The organism is Bradyrhizobium sp. NAS96.2, from assembly GCF_001908235.1.
Taxonomy (GTDB): Bacteria; Pseudomonadota; Alphaproteobacteria; order Rhizobiales; family Xanthobacteraceae; genus Bradyrhizobium.
The window spans coordinates 1-19,903 of record NZ_LGHK01000241.1; the positions used below are offsets into that span (position 1 = coordinate 1).

At 66.5% G+C, this 19,903-nt stretch carries 19 protein-coding genes and 1 pseudogene; 12 read left to right on the top strand and 8 right to left on the bottom strand.

The genetic code is table 11. The annotated features are described in order from the left end of the window. The first annotated feature begins 267 nt into the window (after nt 1–267). Complete coding sequence (locus AC628_RS37005; protein WP_143202010.1) at nt 268–507, top strand: iron oxidase; 240 nt, start codon at nt 268–270, stop codon at nt 505–507. A gap of 59 nt (nt 508–566) precedes the next feature. Here the strand turns inward: AC628_RS37005 and AC628_RS37010 are convergent, their stop codons facing one another. After that, nucleotides 567–2,009 carry a helix-turn-helix domain-containing protein gene (locus AC628_RS37010; protein WP_074131601.1) on the bottom strand — a complete coding sequence of 481 codons (1,443 nt, stop codon included), beginning with the start codon at nt 2,007–2,009 and terminating at the stop codon, nt 567–569. On the opposite strand from AC628_RS37010, the gene AC628_RS37015 reads away from it, so the two are divergent. The 4 genes from AC628_RS37015 to AC628_RS44495 all read left to right on the top strand — a co-directional run bounded on the left by AC628_RS37015 (nt 2,008) and on the right by AC628_RS44495 (nt 4,123). Beyond that, nucleotides 2,008–2,250, top strand: a complete 243-nt coding sequence (locus AC628_RS37015; protein ID WP_143202011.1) for a hypothetical protein — start codon at nt 2,008–2,010, stop codon at nt 2,248–2,250. The genes AC628_RS37010 and AC628_RS37015 overlap by 2 nt on opposite strands. Nucleotides 2,251–2,252: 2 nt before the next feature. Then, complete coding sequence (locus AC628_RS37020; protein ID WP_016839740.1) at nt 2,253–2,462, top strand: DUF4170 domain-containing protein; 210 nt, start codon at nt 2,253–2,255, stop codon at nt 2,460–2,462. Between the two features lie 213 nt (nt 2,463–2,675). After that, nucleotides 2,676–3,251, top strand: coding sequence for a hypothetical protein (locus tag AC628_RS37025; RefSeq protein ID WP_074131603.1), 576 nt, complete (start codon nt 2,676–2,678; stop codon nt 3,249–3,251). A gap of 101 nt (nt 3,252–3,352) precedes the next feature. Then, nucleotides 3,353–4,123, top strand: coding sequence for a glycine-rich domain-containing protein (locus AC628_RS44495; RefSeq protein ID WP_168193523.1), 771 nt, complete (start codon nt 3,353–3,355; stop codon nt 4,121–4,123). A 99-nt stretch (nt 4,124–4,222) separates the two neighbouring features. Here the strand turns inward: AC628_RS44495 and AC628_RS37035 are convergent, their stop codons facing one another. Beyond that, nucleotides 4,223–5,110, bottom strand: coding sequence for a metallophosphoesterase family protein (locus AC628_RS37035; RefSeq protein WP_074131605.1), 888 nt, complete (start codon nt 5,108–5,110; stop codon nt 4,223–4,225). Nucleotides 5,111–5,257: 147 nt separating this feature from the next. Here AC628_RS37035 and AC628_RS37040 point away from each other — a divergent pair, with 147 nt between their 5' ends. The 3 genes from AC628_RS37040 to AC628_RS37050 all read left to right on the top strand — a co-directional run bounded on the left by AC628_RS37040 (nt 5,258) and on the right by AC628_RS37050 (nt 6,730). Then, on the top strand, nt 5,258–5,746 hold the full coding sequence (locus tag AC628_RS37040) for an NUDIX domain-containing protein (RefSeq protein WP_074131627.1): 489 nt from the start codon (nt 5,258–5,260) through the stop codon (nt 5,744–5,746). Between the two features lie 39 nt (nt 5,747–5,785). Next, complete coding sequence (locus tag AC628_RS37045; RefSeq protein WP_074131606.1) at nt 5,786–6,298, top strand: GNAT family N-acetyltransferase; 513 nt, start codon at nt 5,786–5,788, stop codon at nt 6,296–6,298. 114 nt (nt 6,299–6,412) lie between these two features. Further along, nucleotides 6,413–6,730, top strand: a complete 318-nt coding sequence (locus AC628_RS37050) for an EthD family reductase (protein WP_029083699.1) — start codon at nt 6,413–6,415, stop codon at nt 6,728–6,730. 136 nt (nt 6,731–6,866) lie between these two features. Here the strand turns inward: AC628_RS37050 and AC628_RS37055 are convergent, their stop codons facing one another. The 6 genes and pseudogenes from AC628_RS37055 to AC628_RS37080 all read right to left on the bottom strand — a co-directional run bounded on the left by AC628_RS37055 (nt 6,867) and on the right by AC628_RS37080 (nt 16,759). Beyond that, the gene (locus AC628_RS37055) at nt 6,867–9,233 is read right to left on the bottom strand and encodes a TonB-dependent receptor (RefSeq protein ID WP_074131607.1); all 2,367 of its coding nucleotides are present in this window, start codon (nt 9,231–9,233) and stop codon (nt 6,867–6,869) included. A 108-nt stretch (nt 9,234–9,341) separates the two neighbouring features. After that, the gene (locus AC628_RS37060; RefSeq protein ID WP_074131608.1) at nt 9,342–9,767 is read right to left on the bottom strand and encodes a DUF2946 family protein; all 426 of its coding nucleotides are present in this window, start codon (nt 9,765–9,767) and stop codon (nt 9,342–9,344) included. Nucleotides 9,768–9,939: 172 nt separating this feature from the next. Further along, on the bottom strand, nt 9,940–12,003 hold the full coding sequence (locus AC628_RS37065) for a hypothetical protein (protein WP_074131609.1): 2,064 nt from the start codon (nt 12,001–12,003) through the stop codon (nt 9,940–9,942). A 1-nt stretch (nt 12,004) separates the two neighbouring features. Continuing rightward, nucleotides 12,005–14,814, bottom strand: a pseudogene (locus AC628_RS37070) (DUF4159 domain-containing protein). Next, on the bottom strand, nt 14,814–15,755 hold the full coding sequence (locus AC628_RS37075) for a DUF58 domain-containing protein (RefSeq protein WP_074131610.1): 942 nt from the start codon (nt 15,753–15,755) through the stop codon (nt 14,814–14,816). The pseudogene AC628_RS37070 and the gene AC628_RS37075 overlap by 1 nt, the downstream one beginning before the upstream one ends. Next, entirely contained in the window at nt 15,755–16,759 is a 1,005-nt protein-coding gene (locus AC628_RS37080) for an AAA family ATPase (RefSeq protein ID WP_074131611.1), read from the bottom strand. Before AC628_RS37080 ends, AC628_RS37075 begins: the two co-directional genes overlap by 1 nt. 253 nt (nt 16,760–17,012) lie before the next feature. Here AC628_RS37080 and AC628_RS37085 point away from each other — a divergent pair, with 253 nt between their 5' ends. The 4 genes from AC628_RS37085 to AC628_RS37100 are packed head-to-tail and all read left to right on the top strand — an operon-like array spanning nt 17,013 to nt 19,835. After that, complete coding sequence (locus tag AC628_RS37085; protein ID WP_074131612.1) at nt 17,013–17,654, top strand: DUF1285 domain-containing protein; 642 nt, start codon at nt 17,013–17,015, stop codon at nt 17,652–17,654. A gap of 32 nt (nt 17,655–17,686) precedes the next feature. Next, on the top strand, nt 17,687–18,322 hold the full coding sequence (locus AC628_RS37090) for a CoA pyrophosphatase (RefSeq protein ID WP_502689820.1): 636 nt from the start codon (nt 17,687–17,689) through the stop codon (nt 18,320–18,322). After that, on the top strand, nt 18,319–18,582 hold the full coding sequence (locus AC628_RS37095; RefSeq protein WP_050421967.1) for a DUF6111 family protein: 264 nt from the start codon (nt 18,319–18,321) through the stop codon (nt 18,580–18,582). The genes AC628_RS37090 and AC628_RS37095 overlap by 4 nt, the downstream gene beginning before the upstream one ends. Continuing rightward, nucleotides 18,579–19,835, top strand: coding sequence for a CCA tRNA nucleotidyltransferase (locus tag AC628_RS37100; protein ID WP_074131614.1), 1,257 nt, complete (start codon nt 18,579–18,581; stop codon nt 19,833–19,835). The genes AC628_RS37095 and AC628_RS37100 overlap by 4 nt, the downstream gene beginning before the upstream one ends. Nucleotides 19,836–19,903 lie beyond the last annotated feature (68 nt).

Sequence of the window (19,903 nt, forward strand, 5' to 3'; positions counted from 1 at the left end):
CCGCAGCCTGAGCCGCGCGCTTGGTCACTCAATACTCCCCGCGCCGGGCCGACTTTTTGCACGGCCTGGAAAGCCAGGACCCATTACCCCAAATGCGCATGGTTGCGCGACGTGGGGGCCACGATCCCGTTCATCACGGCATGCGGTGGTTCTGGGTCCTGGCTTTCGCCAGGACGACAACGAAGAGTCCCGTCTACAATATCCGTCACGGAGTATGGGTCCCGGCCCCCGTGCGCAATTGCGCACTAGGCCGGGACGACGCATGGGGTGAACACCATGGCCAAACAACAACCCGATCGTTCGCGGCGCACTTTCGTCGGCACTGCCATCGCAGGACTTCCCGCCTCGCTTCTGCTGCGGGCCGCCGTGGCCTCCGACAAAATGACAAAACCGCAGGCCGAATATCAGGAGACGCCGAACGGCATCTACTCGTGCGGCCTGTGCACGCTGTTCGTCGCGCCCGATGGCTGCAAGGTGGTCGAGGGCGCGATCAGCAAGGACGGCTAGTGCAAGGCCTTTGCCGCGGTGGATTGAGCCACCCCCTCCAGGAGGATAAGAAAACGAGACTACAACTCCCGCGCGTTCGAAAACGCGAACGACGACACCCGCCGCGTCGTCTCATCCAGGATCAGCGTGCGGGTGATCGGCGGCTCGGCGCGCTGGCTGCAATTCTCGCGCTCGCAGAGCCGGCAGTTGACGCCGATCGGGGTGCCCTCGGCCTTTTCCAGATCCATCCCGGTCGCATAGACCAGCTTCGCCGCGTGCCGGATCTCGCAGCCGAGCCCGATCGCGAAGCGCGGTTGCGGCTGCGGATAGGGCGCCACCGGCCGGCGCACCGTCTGCGCGATCGAGAAGTAGCGCGTGCCGTCCGGCAGCTCGATCACCTGGCTGAGCAGGCGATCGGGCATGTCGAAGGTCGAATGCACGTTCCAGAGCGGGCAGGTGCCGCCGAACTTGGAGAACGGGAAGGTGCCGGAGGAAAACCGCTTCGACACATTGCCGGCATTGTCGACCCGCAGCAGGAAGAACGGCACGCCGCGCGCGTTCGGACGTTGCAGCGTGGTGAGGCGGTGGCAGACCTGCTCGAAGCCGGCGTTGAAGCGCTGCGCCAGCACGTGGACGTCGTAGCTCAAGGCTTCGGCAGCGGAATGAAACGGCTGGTAGGGCATCATCGCGGCCGCGGCGAAATAATTGGCGAGCGTGATGCGGTAGAGCCTGCGCGCGGTGTCGTCGAGCGGGCCGGCGCGGCTGACGATCGCGTCGATCGCAGCGCCGCATTCGACAAAACCGATCTGCAGCGCGAGCTGGAAGCTGCGGCCGGAGCTGTCGACGAGTTCGGAGATCAGGAGCTGCCGGCGATGGCGGTCGAAACGGCGCAGCGTCTCGCGCATCACGTCGACCGGCATTACGCGGGTGACGATCGAATGCTTTTCCCGCAGCCGTGTCGCCAGCGCCGTGAACAGGCCCTCGGTCGGCACGTTGAGCTCGTCGCGCAGATTTTCCGCTGCGGTCTCGAGCTCCGGAAAATAGTTGCGATTGGCCTCGATCAGGTCGCGCACCCGCTCGATCGGGTTGGCGTCGAACTGCGAGCCTTCGCGGTCGGCCATCTGCGCCGCCACCAGCGTCTCGCCGCGGCGCGCCTCGGTGTAGGCGGCGTAAAGCCGCTGCAACGCATGCGTCACGCCGGGGCAGAGCTCGGCGAGGTCGCGCAGTTCCTGCTTCGGCAGGTCGATCTGGCGGAACAGCGGATCTGAGAAGATCTCGTTGAGTTCCGCGAAGAAGCGGTCCTCGTCGGCGGTGGCGAGGTCGCGCAAATCGAGATCGTAGCTCTCGGCCAGCCGCAGCAGGATCTGCGCCGTCACCGGGCGCTGATTGCGCTCGATCAGGTTGATGTAGGAGGGCGAGATGCCGAGCCCCTCGGCGATCTGGGTCTGCGACAGCCCCAATTGCTGGCGGATCCGCCGGAACCGCGGCCCGACGAACAGCTTCTTTCCGGACTCGCCGGGCATGGCAGTCTTCCTGACCTATTTTGTGACAAAATTTACAAATCGACATTTATTACAAGTTCAGATGTTACATGACATCACCAATAAAAAACAAGGCATCTGTACGAACTTCAGCTTTTCGCGTTTATCTCCTGACACGCACTTCGCGATGCTCTGTCAAGAATGTCGAACCGGCGGACAGGTTGCGGGGATCAGGTTTCAGGCGGCTGAGCAAAGGCAGCACAGTTTTTTCAAAGGAGACTGACGATGAGCAAGGGCAGCAATTTCTGGGTGATCGGCGGCGAGTTCGGGTCGATGAACTTCCACAAGCTCGTCGAAGGCTCCGCTCAGGTCCGCGGTCCGTTCAAGACCCGCAAGGAAGCCGAAGAGTGCTGGAAGGAAGTCTCGGAAGAGAGCCGCCACAAGGCCGGCGTGCGCTTCTCGATCGTCGAGGAGCCGTCGCGGGTTTCGGCCTGAGCGCCAGAATTATCAGAGCTAAGAAAACGTCCAAGGACGGCGGCCCCATCCGGTTCATCCGGGTGGGGTCGACCGCTTTTGGGACACTCCCAGCGGTTTTTGATCTGGGGATAAGCGGTAGCCTAAGTGCTTGGGAACCAACGTCCTTTGCGGACGTCATGGTTGCTGATAGGTTAATGGGTAGGCAAACCCGTCACCACGAGACCGCAACGCATGTCCGATCCGCAGAACACCGGCAGCGAGGCGCGCGAGATGCGGCCGACACTGCGAGAGGCGCTGCGGCGGGCGCGGATCGAGGCGGCCGACCGCACCGGCGTCGTCGTCGAGCTGCGCGATGCCGAGGTAGCGCGGCTCGAGATCCTCAACGACGCGCTCGACCCGCTGTTCGCGCAGGTGCCGGAGAAGGTCGACCTGTTCGACCGCGGCATCAGCCAGGGCGAGACGCCGCGGCTCTGGATCGACGTCGTCGCACATGTGCTGATGGGCCGCGACAAGCGCATCTACCGCTTCGTGCAGGACACGAGGTTCGGCCGCATCGTGCTCGCCGAATCGCACGATGTGGCCGTGATCGTCGATGCCGTCACCGACTATGTGGCGCGCCGGATGATCGAGCGCGAGCATGCGATGGTGGCAACGCCGCTTCCGGTTGCCGAGCCGCCGGCGCCGCCGCCCGTGCCGGTGGTGGCGCCGAAGCGTCGCGGTCGGGTCGGCATGTTCGTGCTCGGCTTCATCCTCGGCGCGCTCGCGCTGTTCGGTTTCGCACTGCTGGCGAGCTTGCAGAATTTCTAGAGCATGATCCGGAAAAGTGTGAAGCGGTTTTCCCTCGCGACAAACGCGGAACGCGTTTGCGCGGAGATCATGCTCAAATAGGGGAAGGGGCGGGGGGCAATTTGGTCATAACACCCGCCTCGGCATTTTTCGGCGTGCTGGCGGCAGGCGCGGTGATCGGCAGCGCCGTGCTGTTCGGCAAATGGCAGACGCTGCGGCGCGCCGAATATATCCGCACCTTCAAATGGCCGGCGGGGCTGCTGGCCCGGCTCGAGAAGCATCACCCCGGCTTCTCCCGCAAGGACAGCGCGCTGGTGTCGCGCGGCCTGCGGCAGTTCTTCCTCGCCCATCTGATGAGCGGCAAGCGCTACGTCTCGATGCCGTCGCAGGCGGCCGACGACCTCTGGCATGAATTCATTCTTTACACCCGCGAATACGACGCGTTCTGCCGCCGCGCCTTCGGCACGTTCCTGCATCACACGCCGGCCGTCGTGCTGGTGAAGGAGCGGCGCCGGAGCAATGAAGGGCTGCGGCGGGTCTGGTGGTACTGCTGCAAATACGAGAACATCGATCCGGTCAGGCCGACGCGGCTGCCTTTGCTGTTCGCGCTCGACGCCAAGCTGAATATCGCGAACGGCTTCGTCTATCACACCGACTGCGAGGCGCTGCGCCGCAGCGGCATTGCCGGCAGCAGCCCGTATTGCGGCGGCGATTTCTCGGACTCATCGATCGACGGATCGTCGGCAGGCTTCGGCGATGCCGGCAGCGACGGAAGCCATGACGGCGATGGTGGCGGCCACGGCGGCGGTGATGGAGGCGGCGGTGACGGTGGAGGCGGCGGCGACAGCGGAGGCGGCTGCGGCGGCGGGTGTGGCGGCGGCGGTGGCGACTAGAGCATTTTCGAGCGAAGTGGACACCGGTTCGCGTGAGGAAAATGCGTCAAAACGAGAATCTAGAGCTCCGTTCCGATGCAATCGGAACGGAAAAAGGCTCTAGGACAGCCGTATCTGTTTGAGCTCGCGAATGCCGTCGTGATGGCCGAGGCCGCGCACGGTCTGCTCGCAGCGCCAGGCGTTGCCGTCGCGCTCGATCGAGAACAGATTGTAGGCCGCCGCCGGATAGTGCTTGCGCGCCAGCGCCGATGCCGACGGCACGCCGATTGCCGGGATCTTCCGCTCGGGGCCGTCGAACCACATCGTCGAATGGATGTGGTCGTGGCCGTGCAGCACCAGCTCCACGCCGTGCCGCTTGAGCAGCGCGAGCAATTGATGCGAATCGGTCAGCCGCTTGGCGCGGCCGTCGGAGTGCAGCGGGTGATGCACCAGCAGCACGCGGAAGGCATCCTCCCGCGACAGCTGCCCGAGGATCGTATCCAGCGCGTTGAGCTGGGCATGCCCGAGCCAGCCGGTCGCCATCAGCGGCGGCGTCGGCACGGCCGAGGAGACGCCGATCAGCGCCACCGGGCCGCGGCGGCGCACGAACGGAAAATGCGTCGCGGCGCCATCGGCGTCGCCGCGCAGATAGTCGCCGAAGTGGCTGACGAAGCGATGCCGGGTCGCGCGCACATAGGCGTCGTGATTGCCGGGGACCACGGTGACGTCGGCAGCGCCGCCGACGCCCTCCAGCCATTGCCGGGCTGGATTGAACTCGGCATCCAGTGCCAGATTAACGAGGTCGCCGGTGACGGCGACATGGTCCGGCTGCTGCGCCTGCATGTCGGATACCAGCGCATCGAGCACGTCGCGGCGGTGATATTTGTGACGGTTGCGGGTCCAGTTCAAATAGCCGAGGGCGCGCTTGCCGGCGAGATCGCGCAGCCGCGGCGCCGGCAGCGGCGGCAAATGCGGATCCGACAGATGCGCGAGGCGAAACGCTGCCATCACGCGATTCCCTTCGGATTGTCGGTGAAAAGTGGCCGGCAGCCGGTCATGTCGTGCTATCCCGAACGTCCTGCCCTGTATTGGCAAGAGCTGCGCAGGCGCGCAAGGATCAAAGCAAGGATCAAACTCAGAGATGTCGAGGGTTCAGTGACGATCCTGCTCGATTTACGCAAGCGCTACGAGCCGCAGATCAGGTGGGTGTTTCATTTCTACTGGCGGCTGGTCCGCAGTATGACGCTCGGGGTCCGCGCCGTGGTGCTGGATGCCGACAACAAGGTGTTCCTGGTCAAGCACAGCTACGTCCACGGCTGGTATCTGCCGGGCGGCGGGGTCGAGGTTGGCGAAAGTTTTATCGAATCGCTGCGGCGCGAGCTGGAGGAGGAGGGGCGGATCGAGCTCACCGGTGAGCCGGTGCTGCACGGCATCTTCCACAACAGCCACGTCTCGCCGCGCGATCATGTCGCGGTCTATGTCGTCCGGAACTACCGGCAGGACCGGCTGCCGGAGCCGAATCGCGAGATCGTGGCCTGCGGCTTCTTCGATCCAGCCGATCTGCCGGACGAGACCACCCCCGGCACCCGGCTGCGGATCGCGGAGGTGCTCGAGGGCCGGCCGCCGCCGGCCACATGGCGGTGATGGACCGCGCCCGCGCCAGATGCTATCCCGCGCCCCATAATGACCGAACTGTCCCTGACCATCCTGCCCGAGACCCCGAAAGACGCCCAGGCGATCGAGCGCCTGCACGAGCGCACCTTCGGGCCTGGCCGCTTTGTGCTCAGCGCCTACCGGCTGCGCGAGCATGTCGATCATCTGCTCGATGTCTCCTTCACCGCGCGGATCGGCACACTGCTGGTCGGCTCGGTGCGCCAGCTTCCTGTCTGCATCGGCGATACGCCGGCGCTGATGCTCGGGCCGTTGACGGTCGAGCCGCCGTTCCGCAGCCGCGGCGTTGGCCGCGCGCTGCTCGAACGTGCGATCAATGATGCCCGCGCCAAGGGCCATCGGCTGATCGTGCTGGTCGGCGACGAACCGTATTATGCGCGGGTCGGCTTCAAGCCGGTGGCGAAGGGGCGGATGACGATGCCCGGTCCGGTCGACTACAGTCGCTTGCTTGTCATGGAACTGGTCGACGGCGCGTTCGAGGGCGTGTCCGGCCCGATCCAGCCGGACTGGAGCAAGGCGATCTGACATCCGCGCGAGCCATCGCCGGAACGGTTGCACCCTCCGACGATCTGAAGCACAGTTGAGGCAAGCGCCGGGACAAGACCGGCGCATGTCATATCAACAGGGAGAGTGCGCGCCATGATCAAGGTCAGTGTGATGTATCCGAACAATCCAGGCGCACGCTTTGATCACGACTATTATCGCGACAAGCACATGCCGCTGGTGAAGGCGCGGCTGGGCGACGCCTGCAAATACTACACCGTCGACAAAGGCCTCGCGGGCGGCGCTCCGGGGACGCCCGCCACCTATGTCGGGATGTGCCACATCTTCTGCGACTCGGTCGAGGCCTTCGCGGCCGGCATGGGCAAGCACGCCCAGGAGATCATGGGCGACATTCCGAACTACACCGACCTGCAGCCGGTGATCCAGATCAGCGAAGTCGTCGTCGGCCACTGAAGCCCGCAGCCCGGATGTAGCGAAGCGAAATCCGGGACAGGCTCGCCGCGGGCGTAGTCCCCGGATTGTGCTTCGCTTCATCCGGGCTACGCGACAAAAATCGCTCTGCCGCTGGCGGCAGAGGGATGCGCTTGTCTCAGAACTTCAGATTAGCAAACGCCCGCACGCCGAGGCCGGGCATCAGCACCTCATCCTTGGTGTAGGAGACGGAGTTGCGGATGTTCTGGTTGAGCAGATTGTTGCCGACCAGACCAAGCGTCATCTCGCGCGCGCCGATCCATGACTGATTGAGCTTGGTGTTGTAGGTGATCTCCGCGTTCAGCAGATTGTAGCCTGCGGTCGGGGTCTCGCCGATCACGGCGATGTCGTTCTGCGCGAATGCGTGCACCAGGTTGACGCGGGTGAACCAGTTGCTGTCGCGCCAGTAGACGCCGCCGCCGAGCCGCACCGGCGGTATCCGCGGCACGTTGCTGCCGTCGGTGAAGGTGGCGCGCACCACGTCGAACTGGTTCTCGATGCCCCAGATGCCGCCGTTGAGCGGGCCGATGTCGAGCTGGCTCTGGAACTCGGCGCCGCGGAAGATCGCGTCGCGCTGCGAATAGACCGCCTGGCGCGCCTCGTTGTTGGGATCGCCATTGCCGCAGGAGTCGAAATCGCCGCCGCACATCACGCCGGTCAAGCGGCGATAGATGAAATTGCTGAACCGGGTGTAGTAGGCGGTGGCCTCGAAGCGGAGCGGTCCGCTCGCCTTGCGGAGGCCGATTTCGACCGATTTCGCGGTCTCGATGGTCAGGTTCGGATTGCCGATGTCGAAGGTCGCTGTCGCATCATGCGCGCCGCGCGAGAACAGCTCGGCGGGCTTCGGCGCGCGCTCGACATATTGCGCCGTGATGCTGCCGACGAGGTCGCCGGGCAGATTCTGGATCAGCCCGACGCTGCCGCTGACGGGCGTGTAGGACGGATTGCGCGACACCGAGCTCTGCGGCGCGCCGTCAGGCAGGAAGTCTGCCGGGAAATCCGGCGTCGATCCGTGCAAATCGACATGCTCGATGCGGCCGGCGAACTGCGCCTTGGTCTGGTCCGTGAATTTGAATTCGTTGAAGACGTAGCCCGCGACGCGGTTGTTGTTGTTCGGATTCCACAGGCCGTTGAACAGCGCGCCCGGATCGTCCGGGCTCGGCGCGGTCAATTCCTGGTGCCCGCCCTGCAGGCCGAACGCGGTCGTCACGGTTGCGAAGCGCGCGTTGAACGGCATCATCTGCACCTCGACGCGGGCCTCCTGCTCCTTGTTGGTGAAGGTCTGGCGTACGCCATCGCTGGACAGGTCGGTCGGGTCGGCGAGGCCGATCTCGTTGTGGCGATAGTCGGTCGCGCCGACCCAGAACCGCACGGCGTCGATCGCAGCAGTATCAGGCCGGTACTCGCCCTTGACCGCGATCTTGGTCTGGTGCGCGTCGATCCGGGTCTTGTGATCGGAGCCGTCGATGCCGGGGATGTGATAGAGCGAGTCGTTCTGGGTGATCGCCGCGCCGATATAGCCGCCCTGGAAGAAATACGACGCGCCGACCGAAGCGCCGTCCGACTGGGTCGCGGAGTTCGGCTGGCGGCCGCCCACTGGCCGGGTCTGGTCGAACAGATACGGATAGCTCGGGATGCTGTAGTCGCTGGTCGTGCGGCCGTAGACGTCGGCATGCACGGCGACATTGTTGCCGCCGGCATCCAGCAGCATCCCGCCTTCGACGCCGCGATTGACCGAGCTTACCGAGGTGCGGGTCTCGACATTGAGGCAACCCGGGCCGCCGGCGTCGGCCAGCGGCGCCTTCACCGGCAGTCCATAGCTCTGGAACGGCGCCGCCACGCAGGTCGGCATCGCGTCGGGAATCCGGTTGTTGGTCGCGCTCACCACGCCGCCGATCGAGGTCGAGCCGTAGCGCAGCGCGGCCGGGCCGCGCACCACCTCGATCTGGTTGGTCGAGAACGGATCGATCGGGACGAAATGATCTTCGCCGAGATCGGAGGCGCCGCCGCCGCCGAGACCATTTTCGACAATACCGACGCGGTTGACGTCGAGGCCGCGGATGATCGGCCGGCTCGACGCGCCGGGTGCGAAGCTCGAACCGGTGATGCCGGGCTTCGAGAACAGCAGATCGCCAAGCGTGGCGCCGCCGGAGCGACGCAGTTCCTCGTTTGGCACCACGGTGACGGTTGCGAACTGGTCGGTGACGACTGGCAGCACGCCCTGCTGCGGTGCCGGCGCTGGTGCCGCTTGCGCCGGTTGTGCTGCCGCGGTGCGTTCGCGGTTGCGGCCCGGCGCGGCCCGGACGACGTGAACCGGCGCGCGCGTTGGCACGGTGCGGTGCCGCTGGATCGGGCTTGGCGCCGTCACTGTGATGTCAGGGAGTTGCGTCGGCGTGTCATCGGCCAGCGCGCTGCCTTGCATGGCGCCGAGCAGCAGCCAGCTCGCGCCTCCGATGTAGAGTGCTCGTGTCTTCTGAAGTGTCATCGTCCTGGTCCAGTCCCGTCGAAATGACGGATCGATCCCGATTTGCCCTGCGGGAAGCCGCAACTGTGACGCGGCTGTTCGCTCAGGGCGTGCAGCAATCAGTCGATGTCAGGACACAGGAGGTGCGCGGGAACGGAAGGCCGCAGGCGCCGACTTCAGATGGAGGAATTCGGCATTGGTGGTGCGGAACAGAAGCTCGACAGCCTCCGGCAGCAACAGCACCGGCGGCGCGGTGAACAGCATGCTGCTCGCGAGCGAGATGACGGTGCAGATCGCGCAATTGTCGGCGGGATGATGCCGGTCGTTGTCGTGCCTGACGGGCGGCTCGGTCCCGGTCACCTGGACCGCGAGGTCCGGCGTCGCCGAGGTCCCGATATAGGCGAGATCGAGCAGCGACAGGCCGGTCTGGACGGCGGGCGCTGCTTGCGCGGCGGCGATGGGGTGGAAGTGCCCGAACGACAGCACGAACTGGACGGCGAGCGTGAACAGCGCCAGCCGCGATCCAGTCTTGATGTGTCGCCGGAACCAGTTCATGCGGATTAAGCCCCACCCATCGGCACGGCCCTCATTCCCCGGCCGTCCGATGTTACATTATAACATCGGAGGGCGGCGGCGATGTCAACGCTGGTTCAGACACACTGAATCGATTCGTTGCTGGTGTGGGATTGCAGCAACGGGGCCGATGGGACGTTGCGCGCTATTGGTCTCAGCGTCCCTCACGCAGCCAGGTTGCCGCGAATGCGCCGAGCAGCAGCAGCAGGCCGACCAGGCCGGCGAACATCGGCAGCACGCCGACGCCCTTGACCACGCTGGCGTCGCGCATCTTGACGCCGAGCCAGCTGTCGCCGCGGAAGATCGAGGACGCGCGCACCGGCACGATGCGCGGCATGTCGAGGCTCGAGCCGTCGACGATGCGCCGTGCGTCGCCGCCGGTCGCCTGTGCCAGCGGCTTCAGCATGTCGGTGGTCGAGGTGACTTCCGAGAATTCCTTCGGGTTGGTCGGGCCGACATTGATCAGCGCCTTCAGCGTGCCGTCGGTGGCCTGCCACAGGCCGAGCTCGTTCGCGGGCAAGGTCGCGCGCCACTCGCCGGGATCGCCGGCGGTCAAGGTCAGTTCATGCGTAGCGCCGCTCGGCGACGTCACGGTGACCGGCGCGACGGTGTCGGCCATGGTCTGCCGCACCACCATCAGGTCCTTGCCCTGCACCTGCATGCGCAGCGCCTCTTCGTCGAGGTCGGGCTGTTTCATCAGCCAGTGCGACACCCGCCGCAGCAGATCGAGATGCGGCCCGCCGCCTTCATAGCCGCGCGCCCACAGCCAGATCTGGTCGGACAGCAGCAGCGCGACGCGGCCTTCGCCGAACCGCGACAGCAGCAGCAGCGGCTTGCCGTCGGCGCCGGTCATGACCGGCGGGTTGATCGCGTTGCGGGTGTCGACGGTGCGGAAGAACCGGCTCCAATGCGGCGGCTCGGCATTCGAGCCTTCCAGCCCGCGCGTCACCGGATGGCGTTTTCCGGCATCGCTCAAATGCGCATAGAACGGCTTCTCGGTGACGCCGACCGGCTCGGCTGGCAGCACCGAATCCAGCGGCGTCCGCCAAATGCTGGTGGTCGAGGCGTAGTCCGGGCCGGCCGAGACCAGCACCGCGCCGCCGGAGCGGACATAGCGCGCGATGTTGTCGAAATAGGCGATCGGCAGCACGCCCTGCCGGGCATAGCGGTCGAAGATGATCAGCTGGAATTCGTTGATCTTCTGCTGGAACAGCTCGCGGGTCGGAAACGCAATCAGCGACAGCTCGTTGATCGGCGTGCCGTCCTGCTTCTCCGGCGGCCGCAGAATCGTGAAGTGCACGAGATCGACGCTCGGATCGGACTTCAACAGATTGCGCCAGGTGCGCTCGCCGGCATGCGGCTCGCCCGACACCAGCAGCACGCGCAGCTTGTCGCGCACGCCGTCGATCGCCACCACGGCGCGGTTGTTGACCGGCGTCAGCTCGTTCTCGAGCGGGGAAGCCTCGATCTCGACGATGTTCGGACCGGCATGCTTGATGTCGATGTCGACACTGGAGGTCTGGCCTGAGGTCAGCGTGCGCTCGTTGATCACCTCGCCGTCGCGGCGGATCGTGACCTTGGCGCGTTCGCCGGTGACGCCCTGGTCGTCGAGCCGGTAGGTGATGGTCTGGGTCTGGCCGACGATGCCGAAGCGCGGCGCGGCCGTGATCGCGATGCGGCGGTCGCGCTCGTCCTTGCGGCCGGTGATCAACGCGTGCACCGGGGCCTGGAAGCCGAGCGCCTGGGCGTTGCCGGGAATGTCATGCACGCGGCCGTCGGTGATCATGAACGCGCCGGCGACGCGCTCGACCGGAACGTCCGACAGTGCCGACGTCAGCGCGCCGAACAGTTTTGTGCCGTCGGTTTCGCCGTCGGCCTGGCCGGCTTCGACGACGCGGACCTCGAGGCCCTTGATCTGCTTCAGGCTGTCGACCAGCGCCTGCCGCGCCTTCTCGGTCTCCTGGTTGCGCGTGCCGAAATTCTGGCTCGGGCTCTTGTCGACCACCACGGCCGCGACCGAGGAGAGCGGCTCGCGGTCCTCGCGGGTGAAAGAGGGATTGGCCAGCGCAAGCAGGATCAGCGCCAGCGCTGCGACACGCACCGCGGCGCCGCGCGCGCGCGATAGCAACAGCAGTGCCGCGATGACGACGATCGCGCCGAGCGCGATCCACAGCACGATCGAGGGAACCAGCGGTGTGAACGCAATACCGTAGTTCATATCATTGTCCCAGCCGCTCGATCAGGGCAGGCGCGTGCACCTGGTCGGCCTTGTAGTTGCCGGTCAGCGTGTACATCACGATGTTGACGCCGGCGCGGAAGGCGAATTCGCGCTGGCGCGGCTCGCCCGGCGTCAGCGGTAGCATCGGCTGGCCGTCGGGGCGGATCGCCCAGGCGCCGGCAAGATCGTTGGACGTGATGATGATCGGCGAGACGCCATCGCCGCCACGCGCCGGGCGCTGCGCGGATTCTTCGTCGTCTTCGCGCGGCAGCGCCTCGACCCAGGTCTGGCCCGAGTTGAAGCGGCCGGGGAAGTCGCGCAGCAGATAGAACGTCTTGGTCAGCACGTGCTCGCGCGGCACGGGTTCGAGCTCGGGCACGTCGAGGGTCGACAGCAATTCGCGCAGTGTCTGCATGCCTGGCGTCTGCGACGCGCCGTTGTCGCCCGGCGGTGCCTCGACGGCGTCACGGGTGTCGAACAGCACGGTGCCGCCCTGCTTCATGTAGGCGTCGATCTTGTTGATGGCGTCCTGCGGCGGCTTCGGCGCGCCCGGCACGATCGGCCAGTAGATCAGCGGGAAGAACGCCAGCTCGTCGCGCGCTGGATCGATGCCGACGGGATCGCCGGCTTCCAGCGCGGTGCGCTGCCCAAGGAATAGCGTCAGTCCGGACATCCCGGCCTTGACGATGGAATCGACGTCGGCATTGCCGGTCACCACATAAGCGAGCCGCGTCTGCGACACCGACTTGATGGCGAAATCGTCGCTGCTGGCGTTCTGGGCGCGCGTCGGCGAGGGCACCATCGTCGTCGCAAGGATGAAGGCCAACACAAGCACCGCGGGTGCCGCGCGCCGCCGGATCAGCGCGGCGAGGCCGCCGCCGAGCATCGCCACCACGATGGCGTCGAGCAGGAACAGCGCCAGCGCCGTCGACAGCATGATGCCGCGCAGGTCCCGCGGCTCGGCGTTGGTGTAGGTCGCATGCTTGGCGCGCAGGCCGGAGGTGTCGAGCGGCGCGATGCGGTCGGCGGAGGCCAGCGTGTTGACCGCGATCGGGCTCTCGGCCGTGCCGTAGAAGCCCGGCGGATGGTCCGCGGTGCCGCGGTCGCGATAGTCCGCCGACATCGGCTTGGCGGTCGAGGGCGGCGGACCGAAGGCGCCGAAGCCATCGAGCGTGCGCAGCGGCGCCACCGTCTCGGCATTGGGATCGCTTGCGACGCCGGGGCCGGGCTTCGAGGTGTAGCCGGACATGTCGATCAGCCGGCGCAGCATCTCGACGAAGGTGCCGGACATCGGCAGGTCCGACCAGCGCATGTCGCGCCGACATGGAACAGGCTGACCACGCCCTTGCCGCGATGCTCGCCGGTGACGAGCGGCGTGCCGTCCTCCAGCGAGGCCCAGCTCTTGGTTGCGAGCACGGCATCGGGCTCGGCCAGCACCTGGCGGCTCACGGTGATATCCTTCGGCACGGTGAGGCCCGCGAACGGACCATCGGCAGCGAACGAGGCCATGTGTTGCGGCTTCTCCCAGGTCAGGCTGCCGCCGAGCGTGCGTCCGCCGCGGCGCAGCTTGACGGGAACGAGGTCGTCATCGGCCTGCGCGAGGCGAGGACCGGCGAAGCGCACCAGCACGCCGCCTTGCTCGATCCAGGCGTTGAGCCGGTCGCGGATCTCCGGCGACAGCGTGCCGACATCCGCCATCACGATCATCGGCAGCCGCTGATCGAGGAATTGCCCGATCACCTGCTGCGGCGCGCCGCGATCGCCGAGCCTGACATCGGCGAACGGCGACAGCGCGCGGGAGAGATAGAAGGTCGAGGCCAGCAGCGGCTGTGCGGTGTCGTTGCTCGCACCCGAGACCACGCCGATGGCGCGGCGGCGCCAGCGCCGGTCGAGCAGCTGCACGGCGCCGGCGGAATGCTCACCGGCGATTTCGAGCCGCGCGATGTCGTTGCGCAGTTCGACTGGAAGATCGAAGGCGGCTTCGGTCTCGCGGTCCTGCGGGCCGAACGTGTAGCGGGCCTCGCCGATCGGCGAGCCCTTGGCGTCGACCGCGCGCACGGTACCAGCCGCGATGCCGCTCTCGGTGCGCAGCACCTTCACGGTCATCTTGGCGGCGGCGTTCTCGGCCGCGACCAGCGCCTGCGCAGATTGCGCGCCGCCGGCATAGATCGTCAGATTGCGGCTCTCGATCACCTTGCCGAGACCTTCGGTGAACTCGCTGCCGCGGCCGGTGTCGACGCCGTCGGACAGCCAGGCGATGTCGCAGTCGCCGGTGGATTTGAGGAAACGTTCCAGCGTGGCAAGGGTTTCAACGCGATCGATCGAGTAGGGCTTTGGCGCAAGCTGGCGCAACGCGACGCGCGCGGCGCCGGCCGGCATCAGCGTGATGTCGCGCGTCGGCTCGGAAAGCGGCACCAGCGCGACGCCGCGGCGGTCGCTGTCGGCATTCGTGACCAGCTCATCGGCAGCCTTGATCCGCGCATCCCAGCTCGAAGCCGAACTCCAGCCGTCGTCGAGCAGGATCACCAGCGGCTGCTTGCCCGCGGCAACGCCGGTCTGCGGATTCCAGATCGGGCCGGCGGCGGCAAAGATGACCAGCGCGGCGGCGGCGAGCCGCAGCAGCGTCAGCCACCACGGCGTGCGCGACGGCGTCTCCTCCTTGGGCGCGATGTCGAACAATAGCCGCGTCGGCGGGAATTCGATCCGGCGCGGCCGCGGCGGCATCACGCGCAGCAGCCACCACAGCACCGGCAGGCTGACCAGCCCCAGCAGCAGCAGCGGTTCGGCGAAGGAGAGCGGGAGGCCTGCGATCATGCGCTGCGTCCCGCCTTGACGGTTGAACGGCCGCCGCCCTTGCTCACCATCATGCCGGCGTGCAGGAACAACAGCAGCTCGGCCGCGGAGCGGCTGGTGGTGTGGGTCGAGAACAGCCAGTCGAGCCGGTTGGTCTCGGCCCGGATCTGCTCGCGATGCAGCGCGACGCGCGCGACATAGTCGCTCGCCCAGCTCTCGGCGCGGCCCGCGGTGATGACGCTGCCGGCCTCGGGCTCGACGAATTCGACGCGGCCGGAATAGGGGAAGGTCTCTTCAGCGGGATCGACGACCTGGATCATGGTGCCGTGCGCGCCCGAGGAGGAAAGCCCGCCCAGCATCGCCGTGATCTCGGCCAGCGACGACCAGAAATCCGACAGCACGACGACTTCGGCCAGCGACGACGGCACGAAGGATGGCGGCAGGCTCGCGCGCGTCTTCTCGTCGTGCAAGATCGCTTCCGCCATCTTGTCGATCACGTTGAGGCTTGCGGTCGGGTTCATCAGGCCGGGAATGCCGACGCGTTCGCCGCCCGCAACGAGCAACTCGGCAAGCGCGAAGGCGACGATCAGTCCGCGCTCCAGCTTGCTGTCGCGCACATCGCGTGAGGCAAAGGCCATCGAGGGCGAGCGGTCGGCCCAGATCCACACGGTGTGCGCGGCCTCCCACTCCTGCTCGCGCACATAGAGATGGTCGTCGCGTGCGGAGCGGCGCCAGTCGACGCGCTGCGCCGGCTCGCCGGAGACGAAGCGGCGGTATTGCCAGAAATTCTCGCCCGAGCCGGCGCGGCGGCGGCCGTGCAGGCCATGGATGACGTTGGCGGCAACACGGCGGGCCTCAAGCACCAGGCGCGGCAGCGACGCGGCGAGCGTTCGGCTTTCGCCATCTGCACGTCGGACCGCCAGGATCTCCTCGTTCTGGTGCTTGTTGTCTGCTGCCATCAACCGATCCGCGTCTTCAATTGCTTGATCACGTCCGGAATGGTGCGGCCCTCGGCGCGCGCCGAGAAGGTCAGCGCCATGCGGTGCTTGAGCACGGGCTCGGCGAGATCGAGCACGTCGTCGATCGACGGCGCGAGCCTGCCGTCGAGCAGCGCGCGGGCGCGCACCGCGAGCATCAAGGACTGGCTGGCGCGGGGACCGGGTCCCCACGCGATCAGCTTGCCGGCCTCGCCGCCCTCGGTGCCGGGGCGCGCGGCGCGCACCAGCGTCAGGATCGCTTCGACCACGGAATCGCCGACCGGCAGGCGCCGCACCAGGCGTTGTGCCGTGAGCAGCGTCTCCGCGTCCATCGATGGCTTGGCATGCGCCTCTTCGGCGCCGGTGGTTTCGAACAGGATGCGGCGCTCGGCGTCGCGATCGGGATAGTCGACGTCGATTTCCATCAGGAAGCGGTCGAGCTGCGCCTCGGGCAGCGGATAGGTGCCTTCCTGCTCGAGCGGGTTCTGCGTCGCGAGCACGTGGAACGGCTTCGGCAGATCGTGCCGCGCGCCGGCAATGGTGATGTGCTGCTCCTGCATGGCTTGCAGCAGCGCCGACTGGGTGCGCGGGCTGGCGCGGTTGATCTCGTCGGCCATCAAGAGCTGCGCGAACACCGGACCCGAGATGAAGCGGAACGAACGCTTGCCGGCCGAGCTCTCGTCGAGCACTTCGGCGCCGAGAATGTCGGACGGCATCAGGTCAGGCGTGAACTGGATGCGCTTGGCGTCGAGCCCGAGCGTGACGCCAAGCGTCTCGACCAGCTTGGTCTTGGCGAGGCCGGGGACGCCGATCAGGAGCGCGTGGCCGCCGGACAGGATCGTCACCAGCGTGTTTTCGATCACCTGGTCCTGGCCGAAGATGACCGTGGACACCGCTTCCTTGGCGGCCTTGATCTGGCCCGCGACCTGCTCGGCCGAACGGACGATCACATCCTCCAGTTTCTCGACGCTGTCTGCACCAGCCATTCGATCCGCTCCTTACTCGGCGATGCGCGCATTGGCGCGCCGGCATCTGTCGTCATCTCTTGGTCGTCATCGCATGGCCCGCATGCTAAACCTATGCGAAGGCCATGTATTCGTTGAATTAAACTATCCCCACCTTATCGGTATTTCAGGGTATGAACGGCATCACGATGTGGCGAGAATGACATCCCGACCACATCTCAGAATACGTGCACCAAACGTGCCAGATTGAGGGTAGGAAACTTTAAGGCAAACAATGGCGAAGCAAGGGCAGAGCGATTTCGGCAGTGAAACTACGGGCATCGGAGGCAAGGGCCTCGAAGGCCTCACCAATGCCGCCAACCGAGCTGCGACGTCGGGTCCAGCCGGACGCAAGGGCCTGCCGCCGGTTCACCTGTGGAATCCGCCGTTCTGCGGCGATCTCGACATGCGAATCGCGCCTGACGGCACCTGGTTCTACATGGGAACACCGATCGGACGCCCGGCGCTGGTGCGGCTGTTCTCCACGATTCTGAAACGCGAGGACGGCAAGCACTTTCTCGTGACACCGGTCGAGAAGGTCGGCATCCGCGTCGACGACGCACCGTTCCTTGCCGTGGAAATGCAGACCGAGGAAGACGCGCGCGGCCGGCTGCTCAGGTTCCGCACCAACGTCGATGACTGGGTCGATTGCGAGAAGGGCCACGGCCTCAGATTCGAAGCTGCCGAGGATGGCGGATTGACGCCCTACCTGCATGTTCGCGCCGACCTGTGGGCGAAGGTCACCCGCGCGCTCTACTACGATCTGGTTGACATGGGCGAGGAGCGGATGGTCGATGGTCAGGAGATGTTCGGCATCGAGTCCGGCGGCGAGTTCTTCGCGATGGCCGATGCCAGTCAGGTGAGGGGCGCACTTTGAACGAGCCGTTGCTGAAGGTGAAGCCGGCGACGATCAGCTCGACGGAATTCTTCGCGCGGGCCCGCACGCGGCTCACTTTCGAAGTGCCGCCGGGCCTGGTCGATCCGCATATCATTCCGCGCACCGGAGATTCCGGCAACGACCGCATGCTCGAGATCGTCGCCCAGGAGCAGCCGGTGCGGCCGGCCGCGGTGCTGATCCCGGTGGTCGATCATCCCGAGCCGACCGTGCTGTTGACGCAGCGTTCGCCCAATCTGTCGAGCCACGCCGGCCAGATTTCGTTTCCCGGCGGCAAGATCGACGCCACCGATGCCTCGCCGCTCGATGCGGCGCTGCGCGAAGCCTGTGAAGAAGTCGGCTTGAGGAGGGAATTCATCGACCCTGTCGGCTATCTCGACCTCTATGGCACCGCGTTCGGCTTCCGTATCCTGCCGACGGTCGCCAAGGTGAAGCCGGGATTTACCCTTGAGATCAACGAGGCCGAAGTCGTCGATGCGTTCGAAGTGCCGCTCGCTTTCCTGATGAACCCCGAGAATCATCAGATCCACACCAAGGAATTCCGCGGCATGGACCGCTCCTACTATGCGATGCCGTTCGCCGAGCGTTACATCTGGGGCGCGACTGCGGGCATCCTGCGCGTCCTGTTTGAGCGGATCTATCTGTCATGATCCGCACGGTGTTGACCGAGATCGGAATCTTCCTGATCCCTTTCGCGGTCTATGCCATCTTCCTCATCGCGACGCGGTCCGGCGTGACGCTGCCGGCGTCCTGGCCGCTCGACATGATCATGAAGCTGACGCTGGCGGCGCTGGTGATGGTCATCGTGAGCTTTGTGCTGCTGGCCGAATTGACCGGCGCGCCGCCGAACTCGACCTACGTTCCGGCTCACATCGAGAATGGCAGGCTGGTGCCGGGAGCTGAGCGATGAGCGAGGTGCGCCTGCTGTCTGACGCGCCGTGGCTCGCTTCCGGGCCGGCGGCGCGCGTGCTCGGCCTGCTCAATGCCGACGGCGAGGAAGCGCGGGTGATCGGCGGCGCCGTGCGCAACGCGCTGATGCAGATTCCGCTCGCCGACATCGATATCGCCACCACGGCGCTGCCGGAGGAGGTGATCCGCCGCGCCAAGCGGGCGAGCATCAAGAGCGTGCCGACCGGCATCGAGCACGGCACGGTGACCCTGGTGGTCGACGGCCAGCCCTTTGAGGTGACGACGCTGCGCGAAGACACCGAGACCTATGGCCGCAAGGCTAAGGTGGCGTTCGGGCGCGACTGGGTGCGCGACGCCGAGCGGCGCGACTTCACCATCAACGGCCTGTCGGTCGACGCCTCGGGCGTCGTGCACGATCACGTCGGCGGTCTCGCCGACATCGAGGCGCGCCGCGTGCGCTTCATCGGCGATCCCGCGCAGCGGATCGCCGAGGACTATCTGCGCATCCTGCGCTTCTTCCGCTTCCACGCTGCCTATGGCGCGGGCGAGGTCGATCGCGCCGGCTATCTCGCCTGCGTCAGTGGGCGCGCCGGACTTGCCGGCCTGTCGGCCGAGCGCATCCGCATAGAGATGCTCAAGCTCGTGGTCGCGAACGGCGCCGCCGGCGCGGTGGTCGCGATGGGCGATGGCGGGTTGCTGCAGCCGCTGTTCGGCGGCGTCGCCTATACCGGGCCGTTCGCGGCGATGATCGAGATCGAGAGGCTGATGGGGCTCGCACCGAGTGCGACGCGCCGGCTCGCCGCGCTGACGGTTGCGGTAACCGAGGACGCGCGGCGCATCGCAGGCCGGCTGCGGCTCTCCAACGCCGAGGCCAAGGCGCTGGATTCGATGGGCCATCGCTGGTGGCGTTTGCCCGGCATGGACGAGGCGCATGCCAAGCGCCGGCTCTACCGGCTCGACGAGGAGCCTTATCGTGACCGCCTGCTACTCGCTTGGGCGCGAACCGGCGTGGGCCGCGACGTCGATCAATGGCGCGCGCTCGCCACGCTGCCGCAGCGCTGGCGCGCGCCGCACTTCCCGTTGCGGGCGTCGGACTTCATCGCGCGCGGGATCGCCGAGGGGCCGGCGCTGGGGCATGTGCTGACCTTGGCTGAGGATGCCTGGCTTGCCGCGGATTTTCCGCTCGATCCGCAGGTGCTGTCTGGCATCGCCGACCAGACCGTTTCCCGTTTCACCCGCGATCACCGGCTCTGAATTTTCGCGCCGCCGAGTTCATCGGCGGCACGGTGACGAACGTCGGACGGAGACGATGCCGCACGCGC

Excerpts from the sequence above, each read along its gene's own strand:
- AC628_RS37035 (WP_074131605.1), bottom strand. The coding sequence starts at position 5,110 with ATGGCAGCGTTTCGCCTCGCGCATCTGTCGGATCCGCATTTGCCGCCG.
- AC628_RS37060 (WP_074131608.1), bottom strand. The coding sequence starts at position 9,767 with ATGAACTGGTTCCGGCGACACATCAAGACTGGATCGCGGCTGGCGCTG.
- AC628_RS37020 (WP_016839740.1), top strand. The coding sequence starts at position 2,253 with ATGAGCAAGGGCAGCAATTTCTGGGTGATCGGCGGCGAGTTCGGGTCG.
- AC628_RS37080 (WP_074131611.1), bottom strand. The coding sequence starts at position 16,759 with ATGGCTGGTGCAGACAGCGTCGAGAAACTGGAGGATGTGATCGTCCGT.
- AC628_RS37025 (WP_074131603.1), top strand. The coding sequence starts at position 2,676 with ATGTCCGATCCGCAGAACACCGGCAGCGAGGCGCGCGAGATGCGGCCG.
- AC628_RS37075 (WP_074131610.1), bottom strand. The coding sequence starts at position 15,755 with ATGGCAGCAGACAACAAGCACCAGAACGAGGAGATCCTGGCGGTCCGA.
- AC628_RS37050 (WP_029083699.1), top strand. The coding sequence starts at position 6,413 with ATGATCAAGGTCAGTGTGATGTATCCGAACAATCCAGGCGCACGCTTT.
- AC628_RS37065 (WP_074131609.1), bottom strand. The coding sequence starts at position 12,003 with ATGAACTACGGTATTGCGTTCACACCGCTGGTTCCCTCGATCGTGCTG.
- AC628_RS37095 (WP_050421967.1), top strand. The coding sequence starts at position 18,319 with ATGATCCGCACGGTGTTGACCGAGATCGGAATCTTCCTGATCCCTTTC.
- AC628_RS37015 (WP_143202011.1), top strand. The coding sequence starts at position 2,008 with ATGGCAGTCTTCCTGACCTATTTTGTGACAAAATTTACAAATCGACAT.
- AC628_RS37100 (WP_074131614.1), top strand. The coding sequence starts at position 18,579 with ATGAGCGAGGTGCGCCTGCTGTCTGACGCGCCGTGGCTCGCTTCCGGG.
- AC628_RS37010 (WP_074131601.1), bottom strand. The coding sequence starts at position 2,009 with ATGCCCGGCGAGTCCGGAAAGAAGCTGTTCGTCGGGCCGCGGTTCCGG.
- AC628_RS37055 (WP_074131607.1), bottom strand. The coding sequence starts at position 9,233 with ATGACACTTCAGAAGACACGAGCACTCTACATCGGAGGCGCGAGCTGG.
- AC628_RS37085 (WP_074131612.1), top strand. The coding sequence starts at position 17,013 with ATGGCGAAGCAAGGGCAGAGCGATTTCGGCAGTGAAACTACGGGCATC.
- AC628_RS37045 (WP_074131606.1), top strand. The coding sequence starts at position 5,786 with ATGACCGAACTGTCCCTGACCATCCTGCCCGAGACCCCGAAAGACGCC.